Below are 26329 nucleotides of genomic sequence, written 5' to 3'. Positions count from 1 at the left end.
CGCGCGCATGCGCGAGCCGTAGGACGTGATCCACGTCCTATGATTCGGAGCATCCCGCCGAGCGGATCGGTGGTGATCTCGAGTTGTCCGCAACGAACGGGCGTTGACGGCGCGAAGATTAAGTTCAGTTACCCCATGGCAAACCTCGCTAGGATCGCTTAACTCGCCTAAGGAAACCGCACGACCACAGACAGACCGGAGACTCCAACAAGCCATGGCAACGAAGTGGCGAAACTGCCTCGCCGACGCGGGACGGCCCTCTCACACGTGCCCGCGGGTAATACGCCGGAAAAAGCCTCCGGGATCAGATCCGGTCGATCGGAGTCACGCGCGCGGTGCCCGACGCCGGATCAGCGCTGCCGCAGTGGCAGCAGCGGCCAGGATACACACGATCGCCTCGGGCGCGGGGCCGAAACGAGTGGCAAATGTCGTATTGTTCCGCAACGGCAACGTCGCTACCAGCGCCGCAGGTTCGAATTGCGGTGTCTGCTGCCGGATCACGCCGTCGGCGGTGATCATGGCGCTGACGCCGGTGGTCACCGAGACCACCACCGCGCGCCCGTGTTCCACCGCGCGCACCCGCGACATGGCCAACTGCTGATAGGTCATCTCGCTGCGGCCGAAGGTGGCGTTGTTGGACGGGACCGCGAGCAGCTGCGCGCCGGCGCGCACGGACTCCTCGAAGGCGCGATCGAAGACCACCTCGTAGCAGGTGGCCACGCCGATGGCGACCGGGGCGCCGCCGCTGAGCGGCTGGGCGTGCACCACTCCGTCGCCCGTACCGGGGACGAAATAGCCTGCGCGGTCCGCGTATTCGGAGAAGTGCCGGAAGAAGTTGCGGTACGGGAGGTATTCGCCGAAGGGCTGGATGATCTTCTTGTCGTGCCGCTCCCCCGGTCCGGCGTCGCCGTTCCACACGATGACCGAGTTGGTGGTGGTGCGGTCGTCGTTGACGAGCACCGCGCCGACCAGGATGGGGGCCTTCACATCCTTGGACGCCTGCGAGATCTCCTGGGCCGCATCGGCATTGCGCAGCGGATCGATATCGGAGGAGTTCTCCGGCCAGATCACCACGTCCGGTTGCGGGGCCCGGCCGGCCGCGATGTCGCGGGCCAGTTCCTCGGTGCGCTTGACGTGATTGTCGAGAACCGCGCGGCGCTGGGCATTGAAGTCCAGGCCCAGGCGCGGCACGCTGCCCTGGATGGCGGCGACCGTGATCGGCCGGTTGCCGTCCTCCGGGCCGGGCAGCGCGGTCCGGAGGATCACTCCGGTGAGGGGAACTATAGCCACAAGCATTGCCGCAGCAACAATCCGGTTCCAGGATGTGGGACGGATAGCCCCCGATCTGGGAGAATCCGAGGCGACCGCGGCCGGCTCACCGCCCTCCTCCGCACCCGATGTGAAGCGGCGCAGCAAACTCACCGCAAGCCACGCCAGCCCGGTGCCGGTGAGCGCCACCGCGAAGCTCACCAGCGGCGCGCCGCCCACCATCGCGAAGGGCAGATACCACCCGTCGGCCTGACCGAAAGCCAGTTTCCCCCAAGGGAACCCGCCGAACGGAAAGCTGGCCCGCGCCCACTCGGTCAGCGACCACACGGTCGCCACCCACAGCGGCCATCCGGGCAGCGTCGCCACCCACCGCGTCAGCAGTCCGAACAAACCGACATACAGGGCGCACACGGTCGACAGGGCGAGCCACGGCACCGGACCGACATAGATCCCGGTCCACGGCAGCAGCGGCAGGAAGAACGCCAGCCCGGCCACGAACCCGAATCCGAATCCTCCACGCGCCCGGCAGGTTCCGCGCACGGCGAGGGTCAGCACGGCGATCCCGACCGGAGCCAGGTACCACAGCGTCCGGGGCGGGAAGCTCGCGTACAGCAGCAGCCCGGCCACCGCCGCGGCCAGCAACCGCGTCACTTGCGGCCGTGCCGTCGCTACCGCGATCGCTCGCGCCGCCGCCCCCGGCCGGGACTCCGGCGTGGACGCGACCCCGGCCCGCGTGACCGTCGAGATGCCGCCGCCCTCATCGCCTTCCGATGCCGCGCCGACGGCGAGATCTCCGTCACGCTCGGCCCCTGCGGTCGCCACCGGATCCGGGCCCTCGTCGGCGGTCCCGGAGCCAGTGTCCGCATCGCTGGCCGATCGTCCCGATCCGGTAGCTGCTTCCGCGCCGGGACCGTCGGTCTCGCGAGATCCGGGATCCGGCGTGGCCGGTCCGGTGGAAGCCGGTGCGGCGGTGCGGTTCTCGGAGTCGGGCTCAGGCTTCATGAATGGTGACTCCGCGGTGCACGGTGCGCAGGCAGCGCGGCAGGGTGGCGTCCGGGGTGAGGGGCGGGAGGCCGGGGACGCGGGAGCGGGGGTCGGTGGACCAGCGCTGCACGGTATCCGCGGCGGCCGCGACGACGAGCTCGCGGGCGTCCCAGATGGCATAGGAGGCCGGGGCGCCCGGGACGAGAGTGCCGGCGACACCGTCGCGGACGCCGCCCGCACGCCAGGCGCCGCGGGTGGCCGCGGCGAAGGCGGCCCGCGGCGAGATCCGATGGCCCGGGGTGCGATGGTTGACCGCGGCGCGGATGGCCTCCCACGGGTTCAGGGCGGTGACCGGCGCGTCGGAGCCGATGGCGAGGGAGATACCCGCGGCGGCCATGGCGGCGAACGGGTTGAGGGTGGCGGCGCGTCCGGCGCCGAGGCGGGTGGCGTACATGCCGTCCGGGCCGCCCCAGGCGGCGTCGAATCCCGGTTGGACACTGGCGATCACGCCCCAGGCGGCGAGTTTCCCGATCTGGTCGGCGGTCATCATCTCGGCGTGCTCGAGGCGGTGCCCGCGGGAGGCGACGGCCGGGCCGCCGAGTTCGCCCACGACCCGCTCGAATCCGGCGACGACCGCGTCCATGGCGGCGTCGCCGATGACGTGGAAGCCGGTCTGGATGCCGGCCTCGGTGCACGCGAGCACGTGCGCGGCGATGGCCTCGGTGTCGAGGTAGGAGGTGCCGGTGGTGTCGCGGTCGGCATAGGGTTCGCGCAACCACGCGGTGTGCGAGCCGAGCGCCCCGTCCACGAACAGGTCGCCGCCGAGGGCGTGCACGCCGAGTTCCTTGACCAGGGTGCGGGCTTCGTCGGCGGTGCGCACGGCCTGTCCCCAGTAGGCGCGCACCTCGACGCCGTGCCCGAATTCGAGGAGTTCCCGCACGTCGTCGGCGCCGGAGATCTCGGGTCCCGCGCATTCGTGCACGGCCACAACGCCATTGGCGGCCGCCGCGTCCAGCGCGACCTGCCGGGCGGCATCCCGCTGTGCCCGGTTCAGCGCACCCAGAGCGGCCCCGCGCACGCGATGGTGGGCGTCCGCGCGCAGCGGCTCACCGCGGGTGAATCCGGTCGTCTCGGCGATTCCGGGTACCGCGTCCAGCAGTGCGGTGGAGGCCACCGCCGAATGTGCGTCCACGCGAGCCAGATACACCTGGCGTCCCGGCGCGGCGGCGTCGATCTCCTCGCGCGTCGGCGGCCGTCCGCCGGCCCAGGTGGTCTCGTCCCAGCCCTCGCCGAGGATCACCCCGTCCGGGTGCGCGGCGGCGAACTCCCGCACCAGCTGCAGGCATTCCTCCAGCGAACGGGCCTGTGCCAGATCGAGTCCCGTCAGCGTCAGCCCCAGCCCGGTCACGTGCACGTGCGGGTCCACGAACCCGGGGGCCACGAACGCCCCGTCCAGCTCGATGATCTCGGCGTCCGGATGCAATGCCCGCCCCGGCTTGTCCAGCCCCACCCACACCACGGTCCCGTCACTGACGGCCATGGCCGTCGCATCAGGATTGCTCGAACTGTAGATACGACCGCCGACAAGCAACTGGGTACTCACGGGTCTCCAGTCTGCCCGACGCGCCTGCCACGCTCACAACCGCACTGCGCACCAAAGACCGCCACTCCGGTAGCACCCTAGTGCTACCGTGGTCGCATGAAGATCTCCGTGTCGCTCCCCGATGATCGCGTCACCGAGCTGATCAAGGAACAGCCGAACGTATCGGATTTCCTCTACCGCGCCGCTCGCCGCATGCTCGTGGCCGAGGAACTCGCCGCGCTCACGCCCGATACCGAGGCCGACGCATTCGCCGAGGCGTCCGAAGCGGCCTCGCTCGAGGCGTGGGCCGCCGGTGAGTGACGTCCCCGGCATCCAGGGTGAGATCTGGAAGTTACGCGGCGTCCGCGACATCGTGCATACCGTCGTCGTCCTCGACTCTGTGCCACACGTCGTCCGGGGCGGCCTCATCGCGGTGGCGATGGTGATATCCACGCGCGAGGCTCCCAATCCCCGTGCGCTTCTGACCGTTCCGATCGCAGGCACCGATCAGGCGGTAGCTGTTTTCCGGCTTGGCACGTTCAGCGCGTCCTTGTTCCTCGAAAAGATCGGGAAGCTCGACTCCGCGACCCTCGAGAATGTGCGAATGGCGCTGCGAGCTCGGTTCGATCTCTAGCCGTTCGGCAACGAACTGCCGGAGATCGCGAACGCCTGGCTGTGGGATCACCTGCTGCCGCTGGCCGGGCCCGCGGACGGCCCGATCCTCGAGGGCTGGATCTGATCGGCGCCGGTTTCACCCACATCGTGCTCAGCCTGCGCGCGCCGTATCCCGACCAGATGGCCGGCCGGCTGGTCGAGAACGTCATCACCCCGGTGCGCGACCGGCTCTGAGGCCGGGACACACCGGGGTGAGGGACAGCGCTGTGGGTCAGCGGGGGTCGATCATCTTGTACCCGTTGCCCTGGCCGTCGTCGTAGTACTCGGTCACGACGGTGGCGTCGATGACCTCGCCGTCGGGGTCGATGACGACATTGCGGTAGCCGTAGGGGCCGACCGCGGTGGCGACGCGGCTCAGGCGGCGGGCGGCGAAGGCGGCCACGACCGGGCGGAACAGGAAACGGGTGACGGGCAGCAGGGCCAGCAGGCCCAGCGCGGTGGTGAGCAGGCCGGGCACGAACATGAGGACCGCGCCGACCGCGACCAGGGCGCCGTCGGCGACGGCGGTGCTGGGTTCGAGTTCACCGCGGGCCGCACGGCGGAAGCTCTGGAACACGCGCCGGCCCTGCGAGCGCACCAGCACCAGACCCACGGCCGAGCCCGCCAGCAGCAGCAGGATGGTCGGGAACACGCCGATGAAGTGGCCGACCACGACGAGGGTGGCGATCTCGGCGACGAACCAGGCGAGGAACAACAGGGCAGGCATCGGGCGATCCTTTCGATCGATCTACCCGTGCAACGCGCGACGGCGCGGTTTTTCTCCCGGATGCGTCGCCGGTCACATCCGCTAGGCGCTGCCCGGCCGCACCAGCCCGGTCTCGTAGGCCAGCACCACGGCCTGAACCCGGTCGCGCAGGCCGAGTTTGGTGAGCACCCGGCCGACGTGGGTCTTCACCGTGGCCTCGGACAGGAACAGCGCGCCGGCGATCTCGGCGTTGGAGCGCCCGGCGGCGATGTGTTCGAGGACCTCGCGTTCGCGGGCGGTGAGCACGTCGAGGACGCGGGGATCGCGCCCGGCGGCCGGGTCCTCGGCGATGAGGCGGTCCAGCAGCCGCTTGGTCACCTTGGGCGAGACCACCGCATCCCCGGCGGCGACACTGCGAATCGCGGAGATCAGATCTTCCGGAGGCGTGTCCTTGAGCAGGAATCCGCTGGCCCCGGCGCGCAGCGCGCCCAGGGCGTGCTCGTCGAGATCGAAGGTGGTCATCACCAGAACCCGGCTCCCGCACCCGGATTCGATGATCCGCGCCGTCGCGGTCACCCCGTCGGTCACCGGCATCCGCACATCCATCAGCACCACATCGGGCCGCAGCTCCCCCGCCCGCGCGATGGCGGTGGCCCCGTTGTCGGCCTCTCCCACCACCTCGAGGTCGGGGTGCGCACCGAGCACCATCCGCAGTCCGGCCCGCATGAGCTCCTGGTCATCGACAACGAGAACGGTGATCGGCACCCCCACAACCTATCCGGCCACCCGGTGCGGCGGTGTGCGCGGGCCGGGGCCGATCCCCGGACGCTCTGGTCGTCGCAGGTGGGAGCCGGTCAGTCGGGGGCGTCGCGGTCGAGGGGGATGGTGGCGCGGACGGTCCAGCCGCCGTGGGGATTTCGGCCCGCGGTGAGGGCGCCGCCGAGGACGGCGATGCGTTCGCGCATGCCGACGAGGCCGAGGCCGCTGCCGGGGATGCGGGCCGGGGGCGGGAGAATGGTGAGTGTGGTTGGGGCGCTGGGGGATCCGCAGCCGCCGGGGGTTGTCGCGGGCTCGACGGGGGCGCCGCCGGAGTCGGTGATGTCGAGCAGGACGTCTGCGGCGCGGCGGGTGACGCGGACGTCGGCGTGCGGGTCGGGGCCGGCGTGGCGGAGGGTGTTGGTGAGCGATTCCTGGACGATGCGGTGGATGCCGAGGCTGACCTCGGGGGTGACGGTGTCGAGTTCGCCGCTGAGTTCGAGGGAGACGTCCAGGCCCGCGCTGCGCATCATGTCGACGACCTTGGCGATGCCGGCGGTGCCGTGCTGCGGAAGTTGTTCGGGCGCATGCTCGGTGCGCAGCAGTTCGACGGTGCGGCGCAGTTCGCGCAGGGCGTCGCGGCCGGTGCCGGCGATGGTGGTGAGTGCCTGTTCGGCGGTGTCCGGGTCGTGGCGCAGGGCGTAGCGGGCGCCGTCGGCCTGCACGATGATGACGCTGACCGCGTGCGCGACCACGTCGTGCAGTTCGCGGGCGATGCGGGTGCGTTCGGCGGCGACGGCGTCGTGGGCGCGGCGTTCGCGGTCGTAGTCGGCGACGGCGAGTCGGGCGGCGACCTCGGCGTCGTAGGCGTGGCGGGCGCCGACGAATTCGGCCAGCGTCCAGCACAGTGCGTAATAGAGGGCGGTGAAGGCGATGTCGGTGCCCGACGGTTTGCCGATGGCGGCCGCCGAGATGAGGCTGTCGAGCAGCAGGATGCCCAGGTAGAGCAGACCTTGGCGGCGGCCGACATACGCGACCAGGGTGTAGAGCATGATGCCCAGCCCGAGCAGCGCCGGATGCACGGAGGTGTCGCCGACCGCCCCGTGCACCAGTGAGGCCGCGATGGACAGCAGCACCACCGCGAGCGCCGCGGCGCGGGTGTGGGTGCGGCGGAACACGATCGGCAGCGGCAGCAGCACACTGAAGACCAGGTAGGTCGGCTTGTACTGACTGTTGCTCAGGGCGAGCACATCGATGGTGAGCAGCAGCAACGCCACCACGGAATCGGTGATCAGCGGCTTGCCGCGCAGCCACAAACTGAACCGGCGCACCCGTCCACCCTACGGTCGTGCCCGCGGGCGGCCTCGGGTCGGCGTGCCCCGGGCACTCAACCGTTTGATCTTGCTCCGGGGTTTCTGGTTGGGTCGCCCTGTGAGTCTTGCGGACTGGGCGGTCTTGCTGACCGCGGCGACGGCGGCCGGATGGGTCGATGCGGTGGTCGGCGGCGGGGGCCTGATCGTGCTGCCCACCCTGTTCGTGGTGCTGCCCGGCCTGTCCCCGCAGACGGCCCTGGGCACCAACAAGATCGCCGCGTTCTCCGGCACCAGCGCCGCGGTCCTCACCTTCGCCCGCCGGGTGCCGATGCGCTGGAAGGTCCTGATCCCGGGCGCGGTCATCGCCGCGATCGCGGCCGCCTGCGGTTCCGCGGCGGTGGCGCTGATCGACAAGAAATACTTCGTCCCGATCGTGATGGTCGTGCTGGTGGGCGTGGCGATCTTCGTGACCCTGCGGCCCTCGGTCGGCGTCACCATGGCCACCCATCCGCCGACCCGCCGCAAGACGATCCTGGTGGTCGCCCTGGCCGCGGGCCTGATCGGGCTCTACGACGGCATTCTCGGCCCCGGCACCGGGACCTTCCTGATCATCACCTTCGCCACCCTGCTCGGCACCGAGTTCGTGCGCGCCGCCGCCATGGCGAAGGTCATCAACTGCGGCTCCAACCTGGGCTCGCTGCTGTTCCTGGCGAGCACCGGCCACGTGCTGTGGGCGCTGGGCCTGTCCATGGCGGTGGCGAATGTGGCCGGGTCCGTGGTCGGTTCACGCATGGCGCTGGCCAAGGGCGCGGGCTTCGTCCGCGCCGTCCTGCTGGTGGTGGTCGTCGTCATGGTGATCCGCCTGGGCTGGCAGCAGTTCGGCGGCTGACCCCGGATCGCGACGGTCAGACGCGGGCGTCCTCGGCGGGCCGGTGACCGCCCGGCAGCGAGCGCGGGCTGCCGCCGTCGAAGGCGGAGCGCTGCAAGGACTCCGGGCCGAGCCGGTGTACGGTGGGCATCGGCCGCAAGGCGTCGGGCTCCTGGCGTAGTGGCCCGTCGGACTGCAATGCGGTCTGCTCCCCGGGCAATTCGCGCGGCGCGGCGGTCTCGGGCTGGGTCAGCCACGGCGCCAGCACCTTCGAGGTGGTCTCCTGGATCTTGCGCTGCAGCGCTTCGCCGTCCTCGAGGCCGGGCCGCTGGAACAGCACGGTGAGCGCACCCGAGACGGCCCCGACCACCGCGCCCACCAGCGCGGCCGCGCCGACGTCGTCGAGTTCGTCGGGGAAGGCGGCGCGCAGCTGGCGCGCGATCTCCTGCTGGGAGGCGAGCTGGGCGTAGGCGGCGCGACCCGAGACGGCGGGCACGGTGCGCGAAACCTGCGCGCGCAGCACGGCGATGCGGGCGGCGAGGGTGTCGCCGAGGTGGTCGCCGGGATTGTCACCGGCGGCGCGCAGGGCGCGCAGCAGTACCTCGACGGGGCGTTCCCCGGCACGGCGGGTGGCGATGGCGCGCACGGCGGCCTGCACACGTTCGTCGGGCTCGGGGAACAGTAGTTCCTCTTTGCTGGCGAAGTAGTTGAAGAACGTCCGGGTGCCGACTTCGGCGGCGGCCGCGATATCGGCGACCGTGGTCGCCTCATAACCTCGGCTCTCGAACTGTTCGACGGCGGCTTCGAGCAGGGCTCGGCGGGTGCGTTCCCGTTTGCGATCGCGGAGTGCGGATGGCGGCACGCGGGCAGACAGTACGGCATCCGGTCAGCAAAACGTGGCATGTCCAGCTGTCGTGCGCGCCGTTTCAGGCTGTGCTGCTTCACACTTCGTGCATCGTTGCAGCGTATGCAGTTTTGCGCGAAGTGAATTCGGTTCGAGGTGAGTCGTTTCTTGTACGCCCGGCGTGTCGGCCTCTAGCGTGGTGCGGGTGAGCATCGCTACCAAGGTCGTGGACGAGCAGTTCCGCGCGCTGCCGCTGTCCGCGCTGGCCGACGCCGCGCTCAGCGCGGCCCGCGCGGCCGGGGCCGAGTACGCCGACCTGCGCGTGCATCGGCTCGTGCAGCAGTCCATCCGATTGCGCGACGGACGCGTCGAATCGGTGTCCGACAGTACCGACCTCGGGTTCGCGGTGCGCGTGATCGTCGACGGCACCTGGGGCTTCGCCTCGCACGCCGACCTCACCACCGGCACCGCCGCCGAGGTGGCGCGCCGCGCGGTCACCGTGGCACAGACCCTGCGCGCACTCAATCGCGAGCGCGTCGAGCTGGCCCCCGAGCCGCGCTACGACGGCGCGGAGTACGTCTCCGCCTACGAGGTGGACCCCTTCGAGGTGCCGACGCCGGAGAAAGTGGCGCTGCTGCTGGACTATTCGGACCGGCTGCAGACCGCCGACGGCGTGGATCACGTGACGGCATCGGTGCTGCAGGTCAAGGAGCAGACCTTCTACGCCGACAGCTTCGGCTCCCGCATCACCCAGCAGCGGGTCCGGCTGCACCCGCAGTTCGAGGCCATCACCGTCGACCCGTCGGCGGGCGTGTTCGAGACCATGCGCACCCTCGCCGCACCGGCCGGGCGCGGCTGGGAGTACGTGACCGGCGCGGACGGAACCTGGGACTGGGCAGGCGAACTCGCGCGGATGCCGGAGTGGCTGGCCGAGAAGGTGAAGGCGCCGACCGTGCAGGCCGGGCCTGCCGACCTGGTCATCGACCCGACCAACCTGTGGCTGACCATCCACGAGTCCATCGGCCACGCCACCGAGTACGACCGCGCCATCGGCTACGAATCCGCCTATGCGGGTACCTCTTTCGCCACCCCCGACCTGCTGGGCACCCTGCGGTACGGCACCCCGATCATGCACGTGACCGGCGACCGCACCCAGCAGCACGGCCTGGCCACGGTCGGCTGGGACGACGAGGGCGTGGCCGGGCAGCGCTGGGATCTGGTGCGCGACGGCGTGCTCGTCGGCTATCAGCTCGATCGCGTGTTCGCGCCCCGCCTGGGTCTCGAGCGCTCCAATGGCTGTTCCTACGCCGATTCCGCACACCACGTGCCGATCCAGCGCATGGCCAATGTGTCGCTGCAACCCGATCCCGACCGCGACACCAGCACCGCCGAGCTCATCTCCCGCGTGGAGAACGGCATCTACATCGTCGGCGACAAGTCGTGGTCGATCGATATGCAGCGCTACAACTTCCAGTTCACCGGCCAGCGCTTCTTCCGCATCCGCAACGGCGAACTGGCCGGGCAGCTGCGCGATGTCGCCTACCAGGCCACCACCACCGACTTCTGGGGTTCGATGGAGGCGGTCGGCGGGCCCTCGACCTGGACGCTGGGCGGGGCGTTCAACTGCGGTAAGGCGCAACCCGGTCAGGTGGCGGCGGTTTCGCACGGCTGCCCCTCGGTCCTGGTGCGCGGCATCACTATTCTCAATACCCGCGCCGAAGCCGGACAGTAGGAAAGGACCGACACGGTGAGTGTGCTCCCCGCCCCCGAGGTCGTCGACCGCGCGCTGCGGGCCTCCCGCGCGGACGAGGCCATGGTGATCGTCACCGACGCCCACGAGGCGTCGCTGCGCTGGGCCGGAAATTCGATGACCACCAACGGTTCCTCGGTCTCGCGGGACTGGGCGGTCGTCTCGGTGTTCCGTGACGGCCCGAACACCGCCCGCGTCGGCAGCGTCAGCTCGACCAGCGTGGATCCCGCCGATATCGAAGCCGTGGTGCGCGCCAGCGAAACCGCCGCCCGCACCGCCGAACCCGCGCGCGACGCCATGCCGCTGCTGCACCCGGACGCCGTCGACGCCGACACCCTCGACAAGCTGCTCGACTGGGACGGCGACCCGGCCACCACCGACATCGGCGTCTTCACCACGCTGGCAACCGATCTCGCCGCCGGCTTCGACGGCGCCGACCGCCTCTACGGTTTCGCCCACCACCAGATGCACTCCACCTGGCTGGGCACCTCCACCGGTCTACGCCGGCGCTGGGTGCAGCCCACCGGCTCGGTGGAGATCAATGGCAAGCGGGGCACGGGCGCGGAGCTGGCCAGCGCCTGGGTCGGCACCGGCACCACCGATTTCGGCGACGTCGACATCCCCGGCCTGCTGGCCGAACTGGCGCGCCGCCTGGACTGGAGCAAGCGCCGCGTCGACCTGCCCGCGGGCCGCTACGAGACGCTGCTGCCGCCCTCGGCGGTCGCCGATCTGATGATCTACATGGCCTGGACCATGGAGGGCCGCGGCGCACACGAGGGCCACACCGCGTTCTCGCGGGCGGGCGGCACCCGAATCGGGGAGCGGCTGACCGGGATTCCGCTCACCCTGTACTCGGATCCGAGCGCGGCCGGGCTCGAGTACCGGCCGTTCGTCGCGACACCGTCGTCGTCGGAGTCGCTGTCGGTGTTCGACAACGGCCTGACCGCGCAGCGCACCGATTGGGTCCGCGAGGGCGTGATCGAGTCACTGGTCTACCCGCGCGCCACGGCCGCCGAATTCGACGCGCCCGTCACGGTGCCGGGCGAGAACCTGCTCATGACCGGCGGCGGCGAGGCCACCCTGCCGGACATGATCGCGCGCACCGAGCGCGGGCTGCTGCTGACCTGCCTGTGGTACATCCGCGAGGTCGATCCGGCGACGCTGCTGCTCACCGGCCTCACCCGCGACGGCGTCTACCTGGTCGAGAACGGTGAGGTCACCGCGGCGGTCAACAACTTCCGCTTCAACGAGAGCCCCCTGGATCTGCTGCGCCGGGTCAGCGAGGCGGGCCGCACCGAGATCACCCTGCCGCGCGAGTGGAAGGACTGGTTCACCCGGACGGCCATGCCGCCCTTGCGGATTCCCGACTTCCACATGTCCTCGGTGAGCCAGGCGACCTAGCCCGGCCCGGCGGCGCCGAACCGAACACCTGAATCCGATTGCCGCCCGGCCCGATCCGCACCGAGACCGTCGGTCGCCGTGCTACTGCGCGTCGAGCCGGGCGGCCAATGTGCGCCGGCGGGCGGTGGCGCTGGCCGACGCCGACCTGTTCGGCTGGGGCTGGCGGGCCACTCGATCGGCATGCAGGGCTTCTTTCTGATCTTCGCGCTGTGGCTGCAGGCGGGTCAGGGCTACACCCCGATGCAGGCCGGTGTGCTCACCGTCGCGTCCTCCGTGGGCGGATTCCTCACCGCGCCTGCCGCCGACGGCCTGGCCGTGAGGTTCGGCCGCTGGATGCTGCTGGCCGGGGCGCTGCTGATGGCGGGTGGTTTCGGCTGGGTCCGGCTGTGCGTGCTGCTGCCCCGCCACACCACCCGCCACGACTGAACAGCATGGCGGTCGGCGTGTGCACCGGTTCGGTTCCGCTCCAGGGTTACCCGACAACTTCTCCGGGCATGAACGATGAGTTGCCGATATCGGCTCCGACTTCATCGCAGAGACGGCAATCCCCCGCCGCTTCGTTCCACCCATGAAGGAGTACGGCAATGAGCAAGGTAGTCACCGGCGCGAGCATGTCCCTCGACGGATACATCGCGGGCCCGGGCGAAACCGGATTCGAGCACCTGTTCGCCTGGTATCAGAGCGGCGATGTCCCGATCCCCAGCACCCACCCCGAGATCCCGTTCAACCTGACCCCCGAAGATGCCGCGTATCTGCGGGCCTGGCTCGACGGGGTCGGCGTCTACATCGTCGGCAAGCGCCTGTTCACCCTGACCGACGGCTGGGGCGGCGTGCACCCGGCGGACAAGCCCATCGTGGTGGTCACCCACACCGTGCCCGACAAGTGGGTCGCCGACCATCCCGACGCGCCCTTCACCTTCGTCACCGGCGGTGTGAAGGAGGCGGTGGAGGTCGCGCGCGGCATCGCCGGCGCGAAGATGGTGGGCGTCAGCGGCGGCAATGTGGCCCGCCAGTGCCTGGAACAGGGCCTGCTGGACGAAATCTGGGTCGATATCGTGCCGGTGCTGCTCGGCGGCGGCGTCCCGCTGCTGGGCGAACTCTCCAACGCGCCGGTCCTGTTGGAGGATCCCGAGATCGTCGCCGGCACCCGCGTCACCCACCTGAAGTACCGCCTCCGCTGAGGCCCTGACCTCGGCCTGCACGGGGCGTGGTTGCGCTGTCGGCGAACCGGTTGTCGTGACGATGGTTTCGCGCGCATCCTGGGATGGAGGCAACGTAATCATGTAATCGGGATGGTGGTCGTCGTGGACGACGAAGCTGCCCTCTCGTCGATGGACGAGAACGCGAACTCAGCGGCATCGACCCCGCAGCCCGGCTTCGGAACCCCCGACGCCGCGGCGATGGACGCCTACTCGCGCACGGTGATCGCGGTCGCCAAATCGGTGACACCGCACGTCGCCAGCGTGCAGACCCGCCGCGGCGGGGGCTCGGCGGTGGTCTTCACCGACGACGGCTTCCTGCTCACCAACGCGCACGTGGTGGGCGAGGCGGCCGACGGAACCGTGGTGTTCGCCGACGGGCTGGAATCGAGATTCGATGTGGTGGGCGTGGATCCGCTCTCGGACCTGGCGGTACTGCGCGCCCGCGGCGGCGCGCCGACCGCGGTGACGCTCGGCGACGCCGACACCCTGGTGGTGGGCCAGCTGGTGGTCGCGGTCGGCAGCCCGCTCGGGCTGGCCGGGTCGGTGACCGCGGGCGTGGTGAGCGCGCTGGGCCGGTCGGTGCCGGTCGGCAATCGCCGCGCCGCCCGCGTGATCGAGGACGTGATCCAGACCGACGCCGCCCTCAACCCCGGCAATTCCGGTGGGGCGCTTGCGGATTCGGCGGGCCGGGTGGTGGGGATCAATACCGCGGTCGCCGGCATCGGCCTGGGCCTGGCGATTCCCATCAATGCCACCACCCGCCGCATCATCAGCACCCTGCTCACCGAGGGCCGGGTCCGACGCGCCTACCTGGGCGTGGTCGGGGTGCCCGCACCGCTGCCCACCGCGGTGGCCGCCCGCACCGGGCAGGACGCCGGGCTGCGCATCGTCGAGGTGGTGCGCGGCGGCCCGGCCGAGCGCGCCGGACTGCGGCGCGGCGATCTGATGCTCAGCATCGCGCGCACCGAAATCCGTGACGCACAGGGGATTCAGCGGCAGCTGTTCGCCGACGCCATCGGCCGCTCGCTGCCGGTGACGGTGCTGCGCAACGGCGCGATGGTGGATGTCATCGCGGTGCCGGTAGAACTGACCGCCGACTGAATCGGCCCGCAGTCACGATGCCGAGCGCTGGTCCGCGTGGCCCGGCTGCCAGATCTCGGCGAGCTCGTCGAGCGGGATGTCCAGTGCGCGGCTCAGGGCCACCACGGTCCCGAACGCCGGGGTGGGCAGCCGGCCCGATTCGATCTTCCGCAGCGTCTCCGGTGAAATGCGCGCGCTCGCGGCCACCTCCAGCAGCTCCCGGCCGCCACGGGCGGCACGCAGCGCGGCGCCCAGGCGCCGACCGGCTTCCAGCTGGGCGGGGGTTAGGGGCAGTCGGACCATGCCCGCCACCCTACGGTTGGTATTTAAATACCGCAACCCGCTATGGTCGGTATAAAAATACCGAAACGAGGAGGTTGTCATGGTGGAGCTCAAGAGCCCGGCCGAGATCGAACGCATGCGGGTGACCGGGCAGTTCGTGGCCGGAGTGCTGAGCGAACTGCGGGAGAAGGCGCAGATCGGGGTGAATCTGCTGGAACTGGAGGCCGTCGTGCGCGACCGAATCCGCGAGCGCGGCGCGGTCTCCTGCTACTGGGACTACTCCCCCTCGTTCGGACGCGGCCCGTTCCGCAACACCGTCTGTCTCTCGGTCAACGACGCCGTGCTGCACGGACTTCCGTTCGATTACGCCCTGCGCGACGGCGATGTGCTGAGCATGGATCTGGCGGTGAGCATCGACGGCTGGGTCGCCGACTCCGCGGTCACCACCATCGTCGGCACCCCCGATCCGGAGGACGCGCGCCTGGTCCGCGCCACCGAGCAGGCCCTCGACGCGGCCATCGCGGCGGCGCGGCCCGGCAACACCATCGGCGACCTGTCCGCGGCCATCGCACAGGTCGCCCGCGCCGGCGGCTACCCCATCAACACCGAATTCGGCGGCCACGGCCTGGGCCGCACCATGCACGAGGACCCCCACGTACCCAACGAGGGCCGCGCCGGGCGCGGCTTCCGGCTGCGCCCCGGCCTCACCCTCGCCATCGAACCCTGGTTCGCGCGCGGCACCGACCGCATCGTCACCGACCCGGACGGCTGGACCCTGCGCGCGGCCGACGGTTCGCGCACCGCGCACTCCGAGCACACGATCGCCATCACCGACGCGGGCCCGCAGGTCCTCACCCGCGCGGCGTGACCGGTCCGGCCTGGGCGCGGAAACCCGGACGGCACGTCGGATTTCCGCGCCCGGCCGCGTGACGGGGATCGACGTCCGGGCTACGCGGATGCCCGGCGGATCCCGGCGTCACGGTCTCGGGACCGCAACGACGCCGCCCATCTAAGCGCCCGCTTAGTCTACATGTGACCGGAGCCACGTCACCCCCACCGGCCGGGCGTCCCTCGCGCCCGGCCGGTGATCGAGTGAAACACTCTCTGGGAGATACTCATTCGATGGGTAACGACGACATCGCGCCGATCACCGGGGACGGCATCCGCGACACCGCCGCCGACGGCTCTCGTGACACCGCCGCGGTGGCGCACCTGGAGCTCACCCAGCGCCGCTTCCCCGAGGGCCAGCGCCGGATCTTCCTGGCCGCCATCGACGCCTTCGCCGAGCGCGGCTTCCACGCCACCACCACCCGCGACATCGCCGCCCGCGCCGGGCTGAGCCCCGCGGGCCTGTATGTGCACTTCGGCTCCAAAGAGGAAGTGCTCTACCGCATCTCGCTGTCGTCCATGCGCCTGACCCAGCAGGTCGCGGTGGCCGCGTCCGCCGGTTCCGGCAGCGCCGCCGACCATCTCAGCGCCGTGGTGCGTGATCTGACCGTCTGGCATGCCGAGCACGCCGCCTCGGTGCGCGTGGTCCTGCACCACATGACCGACCTGACCCCCGAGCACCGCTCCGAGGTCGTCGACCTCCAGGTCGCCATTCACCGCCTGGTCCGCGATCTCGTGAGCCAGGGCCTCGCCGACGGCGTCTTCGACGTCGCCGACACCAATGCCGTCACGCTGGCGCTGATGTCGCTGTGCGTGGACACCGCACGCTGGTACCAGAAGGACTACCGCCGCTCCCCCGAGGAGATCGGCGCCGACTATGCGGCGCTCGCGCTGCGGATGGTCGGGGCGAATCCCGCCTAGCCCGCTCGGCCGGCCGCGGGTAGGCCTGCCATCACCAGATCGACTGCGCCGCTGACGTATTCGGGCGTCAGGGGCTCGCCGCGCAGCAGCAGCCGGAACCAGATCGCGCCGGCGAGCAGGTCCATGATCGCCGCGGGATCGCAGGTCGCGGCCAGTTCACCCCGGGCCATCGCGCGCTGGAACACCGGCTGCTCGCGGCCGAGCCGGTCGGCGAAGAACGACGCCCCGACCGCCGCCAGGTGCGGGCGCGCCGGGGCGGCCGCCAGCACGGCGATCGCGATGGGTGCGGTCGCCTCGGCGGTCAGCAGCCCCGCGATCGACTGCGCGAGCGCCAGTAGATCGCCCCGCAGGCTGCCGGTGTCCGGCACCGGGAAGGCCAGTACGTCGGAGTCGATCAGCGCCGCGGCCAGCAGCGCGTCCTTGGCCGGCCACCACCGGTACAGCGTCGTCTTGTTCACCTTCGACCGGTCGGCCACCGCCTCCATGGTCAGCCCGTCATAGCCCTTGGCAGCCAGCAGCTCCAGGGTCGCCCCGAAGATCGCCTCGGCCTGTCGCGGCCTGCCCGCCGATCGCCGTCCCGGTGTCGTCACTCCCCCAAAATACAACACAACGTTGCGTTGTGTCCCCGGCACTGCTTTCATGGAAACGCAACGCGGCGTTGCATTTCGATTCGGGAGGTAGTCATGACGAGAACGCCGGTCCTGCTGGTCCACGGCATTCGGCTGAGCAGCACCTGCTGGGTGGAGGTCGGCGAGCATCTCACCCCGCAGCGCCCGGTCCTGGCGATCGATCTACCCGGCCACGGCACCCGCCGTGGTGAGCGCTTCACGCTGCCGGGCGCGGTCGAGGCCGTGCGCGCGGGTCTCGATCGACTCGGCGGATCCGCGCTGGTCGTAGGCCATTCCTTGGGCGGTCTCACCACCATCGCGGCCGCGGCCGCCCATCCGGACCAGGTAGCGGGCGCGATGCTCGTCGGCGCCACCCTGGTCCCGGGGCCCGCACTGGCGACCCCGTTCCGGCTCATGCATCGCGTCCTCTCGTCCCGGCCCGACGGCGGACAGGCCCTCAGCGAGAAGGTCTTCGACCGTGCGGTGGCACCCCGGGTCGCCGCGGCGATCGCCCGCGGCGGCATCGCCACCGAGGTGATTCCGGATGTGCTCGCCGCCGTATCCGGTTTCGATCCGGTTGCCGCGCTGGCGACCTACCCGGGCCCGGTGCGCCTGATCAATGGCGGCCACGACCACTTCCGCCTGGGCGAGCAGCGTTTCCTGCGTGCCTGCCCGAACGGCCGGCTCCTGATCGTGCCGCGCGCGGGCCACTATCTGCCGCTCACCCATGCCGCGACGGTCGCCGACCTGGTCGCAGACTTCGCGGCGCCGCGAGACACCACCCACGAAGCCGCCTCCGCGCACTAGGCGCCGAACGGGTCAGCCACGCCGGTCGGTTCGCGACCCACGGTCCGGACCCGACCGGGATCCCCGCCCGTACGCGGCGCGTGATCCGCGTCGTACGCCGGTTCCGGATAGGCTGCGGAGGTGGACAACCCGTTCGGGCCCGTGGGCACCGCGAACTACGTCAATCTCGTCACCTACAAGAAAGACGGCACGCCGGTCGGCACGCCGGTGTGGGCCGCGCTCGACAATGGCCGCCTCTATGTCTGGACCGTCACCGACAGCTGGAAGGTCAAGCGTGTCCGTCGCAATCCCGAGGTCACCGTGCAGGCGTGCGATCTGCGCGGCAAGACCCGCGGCGAGATCGTGAAGGGCAGCGCGACCGTACTCGACGCGGCCGGCACCGAGCGGGTGCGCGATCTCATCAAGCGCCGCTACGGCATTCAGGGCTGGCTGGGCATCACCCTGAGCAAGGTGCGTCGCGGCAGCGCGGGCACCATCGGCATCGAAATCGTTCCGGCGTAACGGTATTCGCGCACAGCACGGCCGCCGGACCGGCTCGACCGGTCCGGCGGCCGTGCGTGTTTCCGCCCCTGGTTCGAGCTAGGGTTGATCCCCGGCGATGATCGCGCCGAGGAGTCCGCCGACACCGCAGCCGACAATGCCCGCAGGGCCGAGCAGGCGCATCCATGGGATACGCCGGAACACTGCAACTCGATTACGCATACGCGAGGGCGCGGCGAATCGGGGAAATTCCCACATCGAATTATCGGACCCGGCAACGCCTTTGGAACGTTACCGGGTGTCCCGGTGCCTGGTGACGAGTACGAAGTCCGCCCCGAACGCGACACCGGGACGATTCTCATGATCCCCTCGGGCCGGAGGGCAGGGAAGACCGAGGTGCCGGGGTTGTCCGCCCTTGTCCTGCGCGTCACCCCGGCATGCCGCGACCGATCGAACAGACCGGTCGAATTCGATTACTCCAGTTCGCCTTCGGTTTCCAGATAGATCTGCCGCAGCCGATCCAGGGTGTCGCTTTCGGGCTGTTCCCAGAGTTTCCGCTCCGCCGCCTCCAGCAAGCGCTCCGCAATACCGTGCAGCGCCCAGGGATTCGACTGCTCCATGAACTTCCGATTGGTCTCGTCGAAAACATAGGATTCCGCGAGCTTTTCGTACATCCAGTCGGCGACCACATTCGTGGTGGCGTCGTAGCCGAACAGATAGTCGACGGTGGCGGCCATTTCGAACGCGCCCTTGTACCCGTGCCGGCGCATGGCCTCGAGCCAGCGCGGATTCACCACGCGCGCCCGGAACACCCGGGTGGTCTCCTCGGACAGGGTGCGGGTGCGCACCGCGTCCGGGCGGGTGCTGTCGCCGATGTAGGCCTCGGGATTCTTGCCGGTCAGCGCGCGTACCGCCGCGACCATGCCGCCGTGGTACTGGAAATAGTCGTCGGAGTCGGCGATGTCGTGCTCGCGGGTGTCAGTGTTCTTGGCCGCCACCGCGATTCGCCGGTACGCCGTGCGCATGTCGTCCGCGGCGGGCGCGCCGTCCAGGTCGCGGCCGTAGGCGAAACCGCCCCAGGCCGTGTACACCTGGGCCAGATCATCATCAGTGCGCCAGCTCTTGGAATCGATGAGCTGCAGCAGGCCCGCACCGTAGGTGCCCGGCTTGGAGCCGAAAATCCTTGTGGTGGCCCGGCGTTCGTCCCCGTGCTCGGCCAGGTCGGCCTGGGCGTGGGCACGGACATAATTGGATTCGGCGGGCTCGTCGAGCTCGGCCACCAATCGCACCGCGTCGTCCAGCAGCGCGAGTACGTGCGGGAAGGCGTCACGGAAGAAGCCGCTGATACGCACGGTCACGTCGATGCGCGGCCGGCCCAGCTCCTCGAGCGAGACGGCCTCGAGCCGGGTGACGCGGCGGCTGGCCTCGTCCCACACCGGCCGCACGCCCAGCAGCGCGAACACCTCGGCGATATCGTCGCCGGAGGTGCGCATGGCCGAGGTACCCCACACCGACAGGCCCACCGAGCGCGGGTACTCGCCATGGTCTGCCAGGTACCGTGCGAGCAGCGAATCCGCCATGGCCTGACCGGTTTCCCAGGCCAGCCGCGACGGCACCGCCTTCGGGTCGACCGAGTAGAAGTTGCGGCCGGTCGGCAGCACATTGATCAGGCCGCGCAGCGGCGATCCGCTCGGCCCGGCCGGAATGAAGCCGCCGTTGAGCGCGTGCAGGATTCGTGAGATCTCGATGCCGGTCTGCCGCAACCGCGGCACCACCTCGGTCGCCGCGAAGCCCAGCACCTTGCGCACCTCGGCCAGGCGGGCCGGGACCTCGGTGATCCCGGCCGCATCGGCGAGCTCGCCGGCCAGCAGGGTCTCGGTGACCGCGTCGATGGAGTCGACATCCCAGTCGACCTCCTGCATGGTCAGCACCAGTTCGCGCGCCAGCTTCTCGAACGCGTCCACCCGTTCGCGGGCCTCGTCCCCGGATTCACTGAGCCCCAGCGCTTCTCGCAGCCCGGGGACATTGACCTCGCCGCCCCACAGCTGGCGGGCACGCAGCATGGCCAGCACCAGGTCGACCTCGGCCTCACCCGCCGGAGCCTGGCCGAGAATGTGCAGGCCGTCGCGGATCTGCACGTCCTTGATCTCGCACAGCCAGCCGTCGACGTGCAGCAGCATGTCATCGAAGGATTCCTCGTCCGGCCGCTCGGTCAGGCCCAGATCGTGGTCCATCTTGGCCGCGCGCATGAGCGTCCAGATCTGCTGGCGGATGGCGGGCAGCTTGGCCGGGTCGAGCGCGGAGATATTGGCGTGCTCGTCGAGCAACTGCTCCAGACGCGAGATGTCGCCGTAGGTTTCGGCGCGCGCCATGGGCGGGATCAGGTGGTCGACCAGGGTGGCGTGGGCGCGCCGCTTGGCCTGGGTGCCCTCGCCCGGGTCGTTCACCAGGAACGGGTAGATCAGCGGCAGGTCGCCGAGGGCGGCATCGGTGCCGCACGAGGCCGACATGCCGAGGGTCTTGCCCGGCAGCCACTCCAGATTGCCGTGCTTGCCCAGGTGCACCACGGCGTCGGCGGCGAAGCCCTCCGGCGCGGCCAGCCAGCGGTAGGCGGCCAGGTAGTGGTGGCTCGGCGGCAGATCCGGGTCGTGATAGATGGCCACCGGGTTCTCCCCGAACCCGCGCGGCGGCTGCACGATGAGCACCACATTGCCGAAACGCAGTGCGGCGATGACGATCTCGCCCTTCGGGTCCGCGGACCGGTCGACATAGAGCTCGCCCGGCGGCGGTCCCCACGCCTCGATCACGGCCGCGCGCAAATCCTCCGGCAGCGTCTCGAACCACCGCGTGTACAGGTCGGCGCCGATGCGAATCGGGTTGCCCTCCAGCTGTTCGGCGCTGAGCCAGTCCGGATCCTGCCCACCCGCGGCGATGAGCGCGTGGATCAGCGCGTCGCCGTCGGCCTCTTCCAAGCCCGGGATCTCCCCCGCCGCGCCGAGATCGTAACCGGCGAGCCGCATTTCGGTGAGCAGCCGGATGGCGCTGGCAGGCGTGTCCAGGCCGACCGCATTGCCGATCCGGGCATGCTTGGTCGGATACGCCGACAGCACCAGGGCGACCTTCTTCCGGTCCGCCGGAATGTGCCGCAGCCGCGCATACCGCACCGCGATGCCCGCCACCCGCGCCGCGCGCTCGGCATCGGGCACATACGTCGACAGCCCGTCGGCGTCGAACTCCTTGAACGAGAACGGCACCGTGATGATCCGCCCGTCGAACTCCGGCACCGCCACCTGCGTGGCCACATCCAGCGGAGACAGGCCGTCGTCATTGGCCTCCCACTGCTCGCGACCGCTGGTCAGGCAGAGGCCCTGCAGGATCGGCACATCCAGATCCGCGAGCGCGCCCACATCCCACGCCTCGTCGTCGCCGCCCGCCGACGCGGTCGCGGGCTTGGTGCCGCCGGCCGCCAGCACCGTCACCACGAGCGCGCCTGCGGTGCGCAGTTCGGCCAGCAGTTCCGGTTCCGCGGTGCGCAGCGAGGCGCAGTACACCGGCAGCGCCCGCGCGCCCTTGTCCTCGATGGCCGAGCACAGCGCATCGATGTAGCCGGTGTTCCCGGCCAGATGCTGGGCGCGGTAGTAGACCACCGCTACGGTCGGGGCGTCCGCCCCGACCGGACGCGAATCCCGTTCCAGCGCACCCCAGCTCGGCATCTCCACCGGCGGCTCGAAGCCGTGCCCGGTGAGCAGCACCGTGTCGGACAGGAAGTTGTGCAGCTGCAGCAGGTTTCGCGGGCCGCCCGCCGCCAGGTAGTTGTGGGCGTCGGCGGCCACGCCGCCCGGCACCGTGGAGCACTCCATGAGCTCGGCGTCCGGCGCGATCTCACCGCCGAGTGCGACCAGCGGAATCCCGCTGGCGCGCACCGTCTCCAGGCCCGGCTCCCAGGCGCGTTTGCCGCCGAGGATGCGCACGATCACCAGCTCGGCGCCGTCGAGCAGGGCGGGCAGGTCCGCCGGCAGCAGGCGCGCGGGATTGGCGAGCCGATACTCGGCGCCGCTCGCACGCGCGCTCAGCAGGTCGGTGTCGGAGGTGGACAGCAGCAGGATCACAGGTTTCAGGCCTTCCTAGGGTGACGCGCCCAGCACGGTTCGGCGCCCGCCGGGAAGGTCTGACTGTCACAGTGGCGCGACCGCACCGGAATTGCACCGGATTCTTCCGTTCGACGAGCTCGCCGATGCTATCGCGCCGACTCCGCGGGGCCGCTATCGCGCCCGGATCACAGTGCGGCAAAGGCTCCTCCGAGCTTCTTCGTGCGCAACTGGACGCCGCGTACGCTGCCCGTATGCCAACCACTCCAGGATGGGTCAGGCGGAACCGCTTTGCTGCCTGGTCGGGATACTTTTGCGTATTGGTTGCCTTCGCAACGCTGGCCATGGCCCTCACGGCCGCCGGCACCGGTCACACCGAGTGGGCCATGCTCGCCGGCATCGTCTGCGCCGCGACCATCCTGTTCGGCATCACGGTCATGACCACCACCGTCCACCGCGACCACGTCGACCACCACAACGTCCCGAGCCTCCTCAACGACACCTGGGAATCCACCCCCGCCTTCGCCCGCCGCCGCGGCGCCCCACTGGCCATCGAACCGCATCGCATGCGCTGACCCACCCGACCTTCCACCACGATTCCGGGGCTCACACCCCGGAATCCTGCTGTCCGGGGACAGCACTCCGCGCCGCACAGCCTGAAACGGCGCGCACGACAGCTGGCGACGGCGAGGCGGGCGGCGACCTCGGCGTCGTAGGCGTGGCGGGCGCCGACGCCAGCCCAGGCGGATCACCATGGCGACGACCACCACCAGCAGGACGCATCCCCGCCCTGAAAGACCAACTGCGGCTTCGTGATCCATGCTCCAGGTTCGGCACGGACCGATTCGCGCACGACACATGCTCAGATCGCAATATCTATAGATGTGGATACTTGTGGGTGCTGGTCCGTCCCGGTCCCGGCCCGTAGGTGCCCGACCTCGGCGTCCTCCGTAGGCTGGGGACGTCATGACGCGAACCGATCCCGATTCCTGCCCGGGCGTGCTGCGCCTGCACCAAGCGGCCGATGGTCCCCTCGCTCGCATCCGGGTGCCGGGCGGACACCTCTCCCCCGGCCAGGTGCAGGCCCTGGCCGCCGCGGCCGTCGATCTGAGCGACGGCAATATCGAGCTCACCTCCCGCGGCAATGTGCAGTTCCGGCAGGTGCGGGATGCGGCCGCGCTCACCGAGCGGCTGACCGACGCGGGCCTGTTACCCAGCGCGACGCACGAGCGGGTGCGGAACATCGTCGCCTCTCCGCTGTCCGGGCGGGTCGGCGGATGGACCGATGTGCATCCCCTGGTGCCGGCGCTCGACGAAGGTTTGCGGGCGCATCCGCGACTGGCCGACCTGCCCGGCCGGGTGCTGTTCACCCTCGACGACGGTCGCGGGGATGTCAGCGGACTGGGCGGGGATATCGGTGTGCACGCGCTCGACGAGAACACCTACGCACTCCTGTTGGCAGGCAAGGACTCCGGTATCCGCGTATCCCCTGCCGACGCGGTGGATCTCATGCTCACCGCGGCGCACGGTTTCCTGGAGCTGCGCGACGGCCAGTGGCGGTTGCACGAGATCCCGGACGGCGGCGCCCGACTGACCGATCACCTGCTGACCGCCCGGCCCGGCCTCGACGCGTCCGGCGACCCCGTCGAACTGCCGGTGCGCCAGGACATTCCGATCGGCTGGCTGAATCAGGACGATGACCGGGTCGCGCTCGGCGCGGGCGTGCGCCTCGGCTCGCTGCCCGCCCGCACCGCCGAATTCATCGCCGCCGTCGAGCGTCCCGTGTTCCTCACCCCGTGGCGCAGCCTGGTCCTCACCGATCTCGACGAATGGACGGCCGAGCAGGTGGTCCGCGTCCTCGCCCCCATGGGCCTGATCTTCGACGCCAACTCCCCCTGGCTGCTGGTCAGCGCCTGTGCCGGCCGCCCCGGCTGCGCCAAGTCGCTCACCGACGTCCGCGCCGACGCCACGGACGCCGTGGACACCGGCCGTGCAGTCCCCACCGGCGCACCACAATTCGCGCGCGAAGGCCTCGACGCCGATGACATCGTGGCCGCCGGCCGCCAGCACTGGTCCGGCTGCGACCGCCGCTGCGGCCGCCCCAAGGGCGCGGTCACCGACATCATCGCAACGACCGACGGCTACCGCATAGTCCCGTCCACATAGGCCGAGGTCGCCGTCACCGAGTAAGAACCCGCGTCTGCCCCCGCCGGGCCCGCCCGCGACACCGGTCAACCCCGTCTGCCGCCCCGGCAACGCGCACCTGCCGTGCCAGGCCATTCGCACTGCCCGGCGGGCACGCTGCCCAGGCCGCACTACCACGAAATCCCGCTGGGCATGCCGCCGCGGCTTGTCGCGCATGCTGGTGCACAGTGGGTCCTAGGCAGCGGCGAGCATCGGAGACGGGAGGCGGTCATGGCTGTGCCTGAGGTCAGCGATGAAGAGATCGCGGCGATGTCCGACGACGAGCGGCGGGAGCTGATCGGGCGTTTGCGGCTGCCGCCCGAGCGGGTGCTGCCGCGGCCGGAGGTGGTGCGGGTACATCGGCGGGTTCGGTTGGCGCTCATGGTCGGCGGCTGTCTCGCGCTGATCCCGTGGATCGTGTACCTGGGGTTCTCGCTGCCGGCGGAGTATCACGCGCAGAACTGGTCGCTGGCCTGGATCGGGTTCGACATCGCGCTGGTGCTGATGATGGCGACCACCGCCTACCTGGGCTGGAAGCGGCGGGTGGTGCTGCTGCTCCCCGCCTTCGGCACCGGGCTGCTACTGCTGGTGGACGCCTGGTTCGACATCGTGACCGCCGATGCCCGGGACGTGTGGGTGTCGGCGGGCACGGCGATCCTCGGTGAGATCCCGCTGGCGCTGTTACAGATCACCGGTGCGATCCTGCTGCTGCGCTTCCTGATCCTGGCGCACCCGCTGCACGATCCGGCGGTTACTCCGTTCCGGACCCGGCTGCCGTTCTGACCCGGTGCAATTCGAGCGTGCAGCACTTCACGCTGCCGCCGGACTTGAGCAACTCCGACAGGTCGATCCCGATCGGCTGGTAGCCGCGGGCCCGCAGCTGCTCGGCCAGGCCGACTGCCTTCTCGCTGAGGAAGACGTGGTAGCCGTCGCAGACGCCGTTGAGGCCCAGCACATTCGCGTCCTCCTCGTCGGCGATGAGGGCGTCCGGGTACAGGCCGGCCAGCAGCCGGGCGCTGGGCCCGCTGAAGGCGCCCGGGTAGTACGCGACGGTGTCGTCGAGCACCATGAGCGCGGTGTCGAGGTGATAGAACCGCGGATCCACCAGATCCAGCGAGACGACCGGTAGTCCGAAGAACTCCGCCACCTCCTCGTGCGCGCCGGGAGCGCTTCGGAATCCGGTCCCGGCGAGGATCCGGTCGGCGGCGATGGCGAAATCACCTTCGCCCTCATTGGTTTCGCGGGCGGCGGCCACCGTGGCGAATCCGCGGGCCGCCATCCACGCGTGGAAGGCCGGACCTTCCTGTGCGCGTTCGGGATTGGCGAAACGGGCCGAGAGCGCCCGGTCTCCGATGACGAGTCCGCCATTGGCGGCGAACACCATATCGGGCAGTCCGGCAACCGGTTCGATGACCTCGACCCGATGCCCGTGCGCCTCGTAGGCGGCGCGCAGCCCGTCCCACTGGGCCAGGGCCAGGGCGCGGTTCACCGGGTCGGAGGTGTCCATCCACGGATTGATGGCGTAGGTGACATCGAAGTGTTCCGGGCGGCACATGAGATAGCGGCGGGGAACGGGCCGGCGGGCGGCGGGATCACGGGCGGGCAGCGTGGCTACGGACGTCAACGAGACTCCCTCGGAAGCGGCGCGGACGGGGCTGATCT

26 protein-coding genes are annotated in these 26329 nt (G+C 70.4%); 16 read left to right on the top strand and 10 right to left on the bottom strand.

Going from position 1 to position 26329, the window contains the following annotated elements:
* Window positions 1-324: 324 nt before the first annotated feature.
* The gene (lnt, locus tag ACWEQQ_RS35185; RefSeq protein ID WP_452351235.1) at window positions 325-2271 is read right to left on the bottom strand and encodes an apolipoprotein N-acyltransferase; all 1947 of its coding nucleotides are present in this window, start codon (window positions 2269-2271) and stop codon (window positions 325-327) included.
* Entirely contained in the window at window positions 2261-3856 is a 1596-nt protein-coding gene (locus ACWEQQ_RS35180; protein ID WP_452351234.1) for an amidohydrolase, read from the bottom strand. The genes lnt and ACWEQQ_RS35180 overlap by 11 nt, the downstream gene beginning before the upstream one ends.
* 96 nt (window positions 3857-3952) lie before the next feature.
* Between ACWEQQ_RS35180 and ACWEQQ_RS35175 the strand changes: the two genes are divergently transcribed.
* The 3 genes from ACWEQQ_RS35175 to ACWEQQ_RS35165 are packed head-to-tail and all read left to right on the top strand — an operon-like array spanning window position 3953 to window position 4684.
* The gene (locus ACWEQQ_RS35175; RefSeq protein WP_452351233.1) at window positions 3953-4156 is read left to right on the top strand and encodes a hypothetical protein; all 204 of its coding nucleotides are present in this window, start codon (window positions 3953-3955) and stop codon (window positions 4154-4156) included.
* Complete coding sequence (locus ACWEQQ_RS35170) at window positions 4149-4469, top strand: type II toxin-antitoxin system PemK/MazF family toxin (RefSeq protein WP_452339888.1); 321 nt, start codon at window positions 4149-4151, stop codon at window positions 4467-4469. The genes ACWEQQ_RS35175 and ACWEQQ_RS35170 overlap by 8 nt, the downstream gene beginning before the upstream one ends.
* A gap of 41 nt (window positions 4470-4510) precedes the next feature.
* Complete coding sequence (locus ACWEQQ_RS35165) at window positions 4511-4684, top strand: hypothetical protein (protein WP_452351232.1); 174 nt, start codon at window positions 4511-4513, stop codon at window positions 4682-4684.
* 37 nt (window positions 4685-4721) lie between these two features.
* On the opposite strand, the gene ACWEQQ_RS35160 is transcribed toward ACWEQQ_RS35165, so the two are convergent.
* The 3 genes from ACWEQQ_RS35160 to ACWEQQ_RS35150 all read right to left on the bottom strand — a co-directional run bounded on the left by ACWEQQ_RS35160 (window position 4722) and on the right by ACWEQQ_RS35150 (window position 7282).
* Window positions 4722-5216 (bottom strand): FxsA family protein, encoded by a 495-nt coding sequence (locus tag ACWEQQ_RS35160; protein ID WP_364610100.1) that lies wholly within the window; start codon window positions 5214-5216, stop codon window positions 4722-4724.
* Between the two features lie 81 nt (window positions 5217-5297).
* Window positions 5298-5960: a response regulator transcription factor gene (locus ACWEQQ_RS35155; protein ID WP_354832289.1), complete on the bottom strand. Its 663-nt coding sequence runs from the start codon at window positions 5958-5960 to the stop codon at window positions 5298-5300.
* Between the two features lie 89 nt (window positions 5961-6049).
* Window positions 6050-7282, bottom strand: coding sequence for a sensor histidine kinase (locus ACWEQQ_RS35150; protein WP_452351231.1), 1233 nt, complete (start codon window positions 7280-7282; stop codon window positions 6050-6052).
* 100 nt (window positions 7283-7382) lie between these two features.
* Between ACWEQQ_RS35150 and ACWEQQ_RS35145 the strand changes: the two genes are divergently transcribed.
* Complete coding sequence (locus tag ACWEQQ_RS35145; protein WP_452351230.1) at window positions 7383-8153, top strand: TSUP family transporter; 771 nt, start codon at window positions 7383-7385, stop codon at window positions 8151-8153.
* A 16-nt stretch (window positions 8154-8169) separates the two neighbouring features.
* Here the strand turns inward: ACWEQQ_RS35145 and ACWEQQ_RS35140 are convergent, their stop codons facing one another.
* On the bottom strand, window positions 8170-8994 hold the full coding sequence (locus ACWEQQ_RS35140; RefSeq protein WP_452339883.1) for a TetR/AcrR family transcriptional regulator: 825 nt from the start codon (window positions 8992-8994) through the stop codon (window positions 8170-8172).
* A gap of 187 nt (window positions 8995-9181) precedes the next feature.
* On the opposite strand from ACWEQQ_RS35140, the gene ACWEQQ_RS35135 reads away from it, so the two are divergent.
* The 5 genes from ACWEQQ_RS35135 (at window position 9182) to ACWEQQ_RS35115 (ending at window position 14430) form a co-directional block, all read left to right on the top strand.
* Complete coding sequence (locus tag ACWEQQ_RS35135; RefSeq protein ID WP_452351229.1) at window positions 9182-10708, top strand: TldD/PmbA family protein; 1527 nt, start codon at window positions 9182-9184, stop codon at window positions 10706-10708.
* A gap of 21 nt (window positions 10709-10729) precedes the next feature.
* Entirely contained in the window at window positions 10730-12127 is a 1398-nt protein-coding gene (locus ACWEQQ_RS35130) for a metallopeptidase TldD-related protein (RefSeq protein WP_452351302.1), read from the top strand.
* 180 nt (window positions 12128-12307) lie between these two features.
* The gene (locus ACWEQQ_RS35125) at window positions 12308-12553 is read left to right on the top strand and encodes a hypothetical protein (RefSeq protein ID WP_452351228.1); all 246 of its coding nucleotides are present in this window, start codon (window positions 12308-12310) and stop codon (window positions 12551-12553) included.
* Window positions 12554-12711: 158 nt separating this feature from the next.
* Window positions 12712-13308: a dihydrofolate reductase family protein gene (locus tag ACWEQQ_RS35120; protein ID WP_452351227.1), complete on the top strand. Its 597-nt coding sequence runs from the start codon at window positions 12712-12714 to the stop codon at window positions 13306-13308.
* Window positions 13309-13527: 219 nt separating this feature from the next.
* A complete protein-coding gene (locus tag ACWEQQ_RS35115) occupies window positions 13528-14430 on the top strand; it encodes a S1C family serine protease (RefSeq protein ID WP_452351301.1) in 903 nt (300 codons plus the stop codon).
* Window positions 14431-14442: 12 nt separating this feature from the next.
* On the opposite strand, the gene ACWEQQ_RS35110 is transcribed toward ACWEQQ_RS35115, so the two are convergent.
* Window positions 14443-14712, bottom strand: coding sequence for a helix-turn-helix transcriptional regulator (locus ACWEQQ_RS35110; RefSeq protein WP_452351226.1), 270 nt, complete (start codon window positions 14710-14712; stop codon window positions 14443-14445).
* Between the two features lie 79 nt (window positions 14713-14791).
* Here ACWEQQ_RS35110 and map point away from each other — a divergent pair, with 79 nt between their 5' ends.
* Both map and ACWEQQ_RS35100 read left to right on the top strand, forming a co-directional pair.
* Window positions 14792-15559, top strand: a complete 768-nt coding sequence (map, locus tag ACWEQQ_RS35105) for a type I methionyl aminopeptidase (RefSeq protein WP_452351225.1) — start codon at window positions 14792-14794, stop codon at window positions 15557-15559.
* A gap of 254 nt (window positions 15560-15813) precedes the next feature.
* Window positions 15814-16500 (top strand): TetR family transcriptional regulator, encoded by a 687-nt coding sequence (locus ACWEQQ_RS35100; protein WP_452339878.1) that lies wholly within the window; start codon window positions 15814-15816, stop codon window positions 16498-16500.
* Here the strand turns inward: ACWEQQ_RS35100 and ACWEQQ_RS35095 are convergent.
* Window positions 16497-17090: a TetR/AcrR family transcriptional regulator gene (locus ACWEQQ_RS35095; RefSeq protein ID WP_452351224.1), complete on the bottom strand. Its 594-nt coding sequence runs from the start codon at window positions 17088-17090 to the stop codon at window positions 16497-16499. The genes ACWEQQ_RS35100 and ACWEQQ_RS35095 overlap by 4 nt on opposite strands.
* 93 nt (window positions 17091-17183) lie before the next feature.
* Between ACWEQQ_RS35095 and ACWEQQ_RS35090 the strand changes: the two genes are divergently transcribed.
* Together ACWEQQ_RS35090 and ACWEQQ_RS35085 are read left to right on the top strand one after the other, a co-directional pair.
* Window positions 17184-17915 carry an alpha/beta fold hydrolase gene (locus ACWEQQ_RS35090; RefSeq protein ID WP_452351223.1) on the top strand — a complete coding sequence of 244 codons (732 nt, stop codon included), beginning with the start codon at window positions 17184-17186 and terminating at the stop codon, window positions 17913-17915.
* A 120-nt stretch (window positions 17916-18035) separates the two neighbouring features.
* Window positions 18036-18416, top strand: a complete 381-nt coding sequence (locus tag ACWEQQ_RS35085) for a PPOX class F420-dependent oxidoreductase (protein WP_354832266.1) — start codon at window positions 18036-18038, stop codon at window positions 18414-18416.
* Between the two features lie 452 nt (window positions 18417-18868).
* Here ACWEQQ_RS35085 and cobN read toward each other — a convergent pair whose 3' ends face one another.
* Window positions 18869-22504 (bottom strand): cobaltochelatase subunit CobN, encoded by a 3636-nt coding sequence (cobN, locus tag ACWEQQ_RS35080; RefSeq protein WP_452351222.1) that lies wholly within the window; start codon window positions 22502-22504, stop codon window positions 18869-18871.
* A 299-nt stretch (window positions 22505-22803) separates the two neighbouring features.
* Between cobN and ACWEQQ_RS35075 the strand changes: the two genes are divergently transcribed.
* The 3 genes from ACWEQQ_RS35075 (at window position 22804) to ACWEQQ_RS35065 (ending at window position 25450) form a co-directional block, all read left to right on the top strand.
* Window positions 22804-23058 (top strand): hypothetical protein, encoded by a 255-nt coding sequence (locus ACWEQQ_RS35075; RefSeq protein ID WP_452339874.1) that lies wholly within the window; start codon window positions 22804-22806, stop codon window positions 23056-23058.
* Between the two features lie 391 nt (window positions 23059-23449).
* Window positions 23450-24649, top strand: a complete 1200-nt coding sequence (gene cobG / locus ACWEQQ_RS35070; protein ID WP_452351221.1) for a precorrin-3B synthase — start codon at window positions 23450-23452, stop codon at window positions 24647-24649.
* A 249-nt stretch (window positions 24650-24898) separates the two neighbouring features.
* On the top strand, window positions 24899-25450 hold the full coding sequence (locus tag ACWEQQ_RS35065) for a hypothetical protein (RefSeq protein WP_452339872.1): 552 nt from the start codon (window positions 24899-24901) through the stop codon (window positions 25448-25450).
* Here the strand turns inward: ACWEQQ_RS35065 and ddaH are convergent.
* The gene (ddaH, locus tag ACWEQQ_RS35060; protein ID WP_452339871.1) at window positions 25419-26291 is read right to left on the bottom strand and encodes a dimethylargininase; all 873 of its coding nucleotides are present in this window, start codon (window positions 26289-26291) and stop codon (window positions 25419-25421) included. The two genes, ACWEQQ_RS35065 and ddaH, sit on opposite strands and share 32 nt — an antisense overlap.
* Window positions 26292-26329: the final 38 nt, after the last annotated feature.

This window comes from Nocardia sp. NPDC004123 (assembly GCF_053603795.1).
The sequence above is the reverse complement of the archived record's forward strand: the minus strand, read 5'-3'. Positions and strand labels throughout refer to the sequence as shown.

Bases quoted from the DNA above. Each gene is read 5' to 3' on its own strand.
- lnt (WP_452351235.1), bottom strand. From the start codon at position 2,271: ATGAAGCCTGAGCCCGACTCCGAGAACCGCACCGCCGCACCGGCTTCC.
- ACWEQQ_RS35175 (WP_452351233.1), top strand. From the start codon at position 3,953: ATGAAGATCTCCGTGTCGCTCCCCGATGATCGCGTCACCGAGCTGATC.
- ACWEQQ_RS35160 (WP_364610100.1), bottom strand. From the start codon at position 5,216: ATGCCTGCCCTGTTGTTCCTCGCCTGGTTCGTCGCCGAGATCGCCACC.
- ACWEQQ_RS35125 (WP_452351228.1), top strand. From the start codon at position 12,308: ATGCAGGGCTTCTTTCTGATCTTCGCGCTGTGGCTGCAGGCGGGTCAG.
- ACWEQQ_RS35120 (WP_452351227.1), top strand. From the start codon at position 12,712: ATGAGCAAGGTAGTCACCGGCGCGAGCATGTCCCTCGACGGATACATC.
- ACWEQQ_RS35115 (WP_452351301.1), top strand. From the start codon at position 13,528: ATGGACGCCTACTCGCGCACGGTGATCGCGGTCGCCAAATCGGTGACA.
- ACWEQQ_RS35110 (WP_452351226.1), bottom strand. From the start codon at position 14,712: ATGGTCCGACTGCCCCTAACCCCCGCCCAGCTGGAAGCCGGTCGGCGC.
- map (WP_452351225.1), top strand. From the start codon at position 14,792: ATGGTGGAGCTCAAGAGCCCGGCCGAGATCGAACGCATGCGGGTGACC.
- ACWEQQ_RS35100 (WP_452339878.1), top strand. From the start codon at position 15,814: ATGGGTAACGACGACATCGCGCCGATCACCGGGGACGGCATCCGCGAC.
- ACWEQQ_RS35090 (WP_452351223.1), top strand. From the start codon at position 17,184: ATGACGAGAACGCCGGTCCTGCTGGTCCACGGCATTCGGCTGAGCAGC.
- cobG (WP_452351221.1), top strand. From the start codon at position 23,450: ATGACGCGAACCGATCCCGATTCCTGCCCGGGCGTGCTGCGCCTGCAC.
- ACWEQQ_RS35065 (WP_452339872.1), top strand. From the start codon at position 24,899: ATGGCTGTGCCTGAGGTCAGCGATGAAGAGATCGCGGCGATGTCCGAC.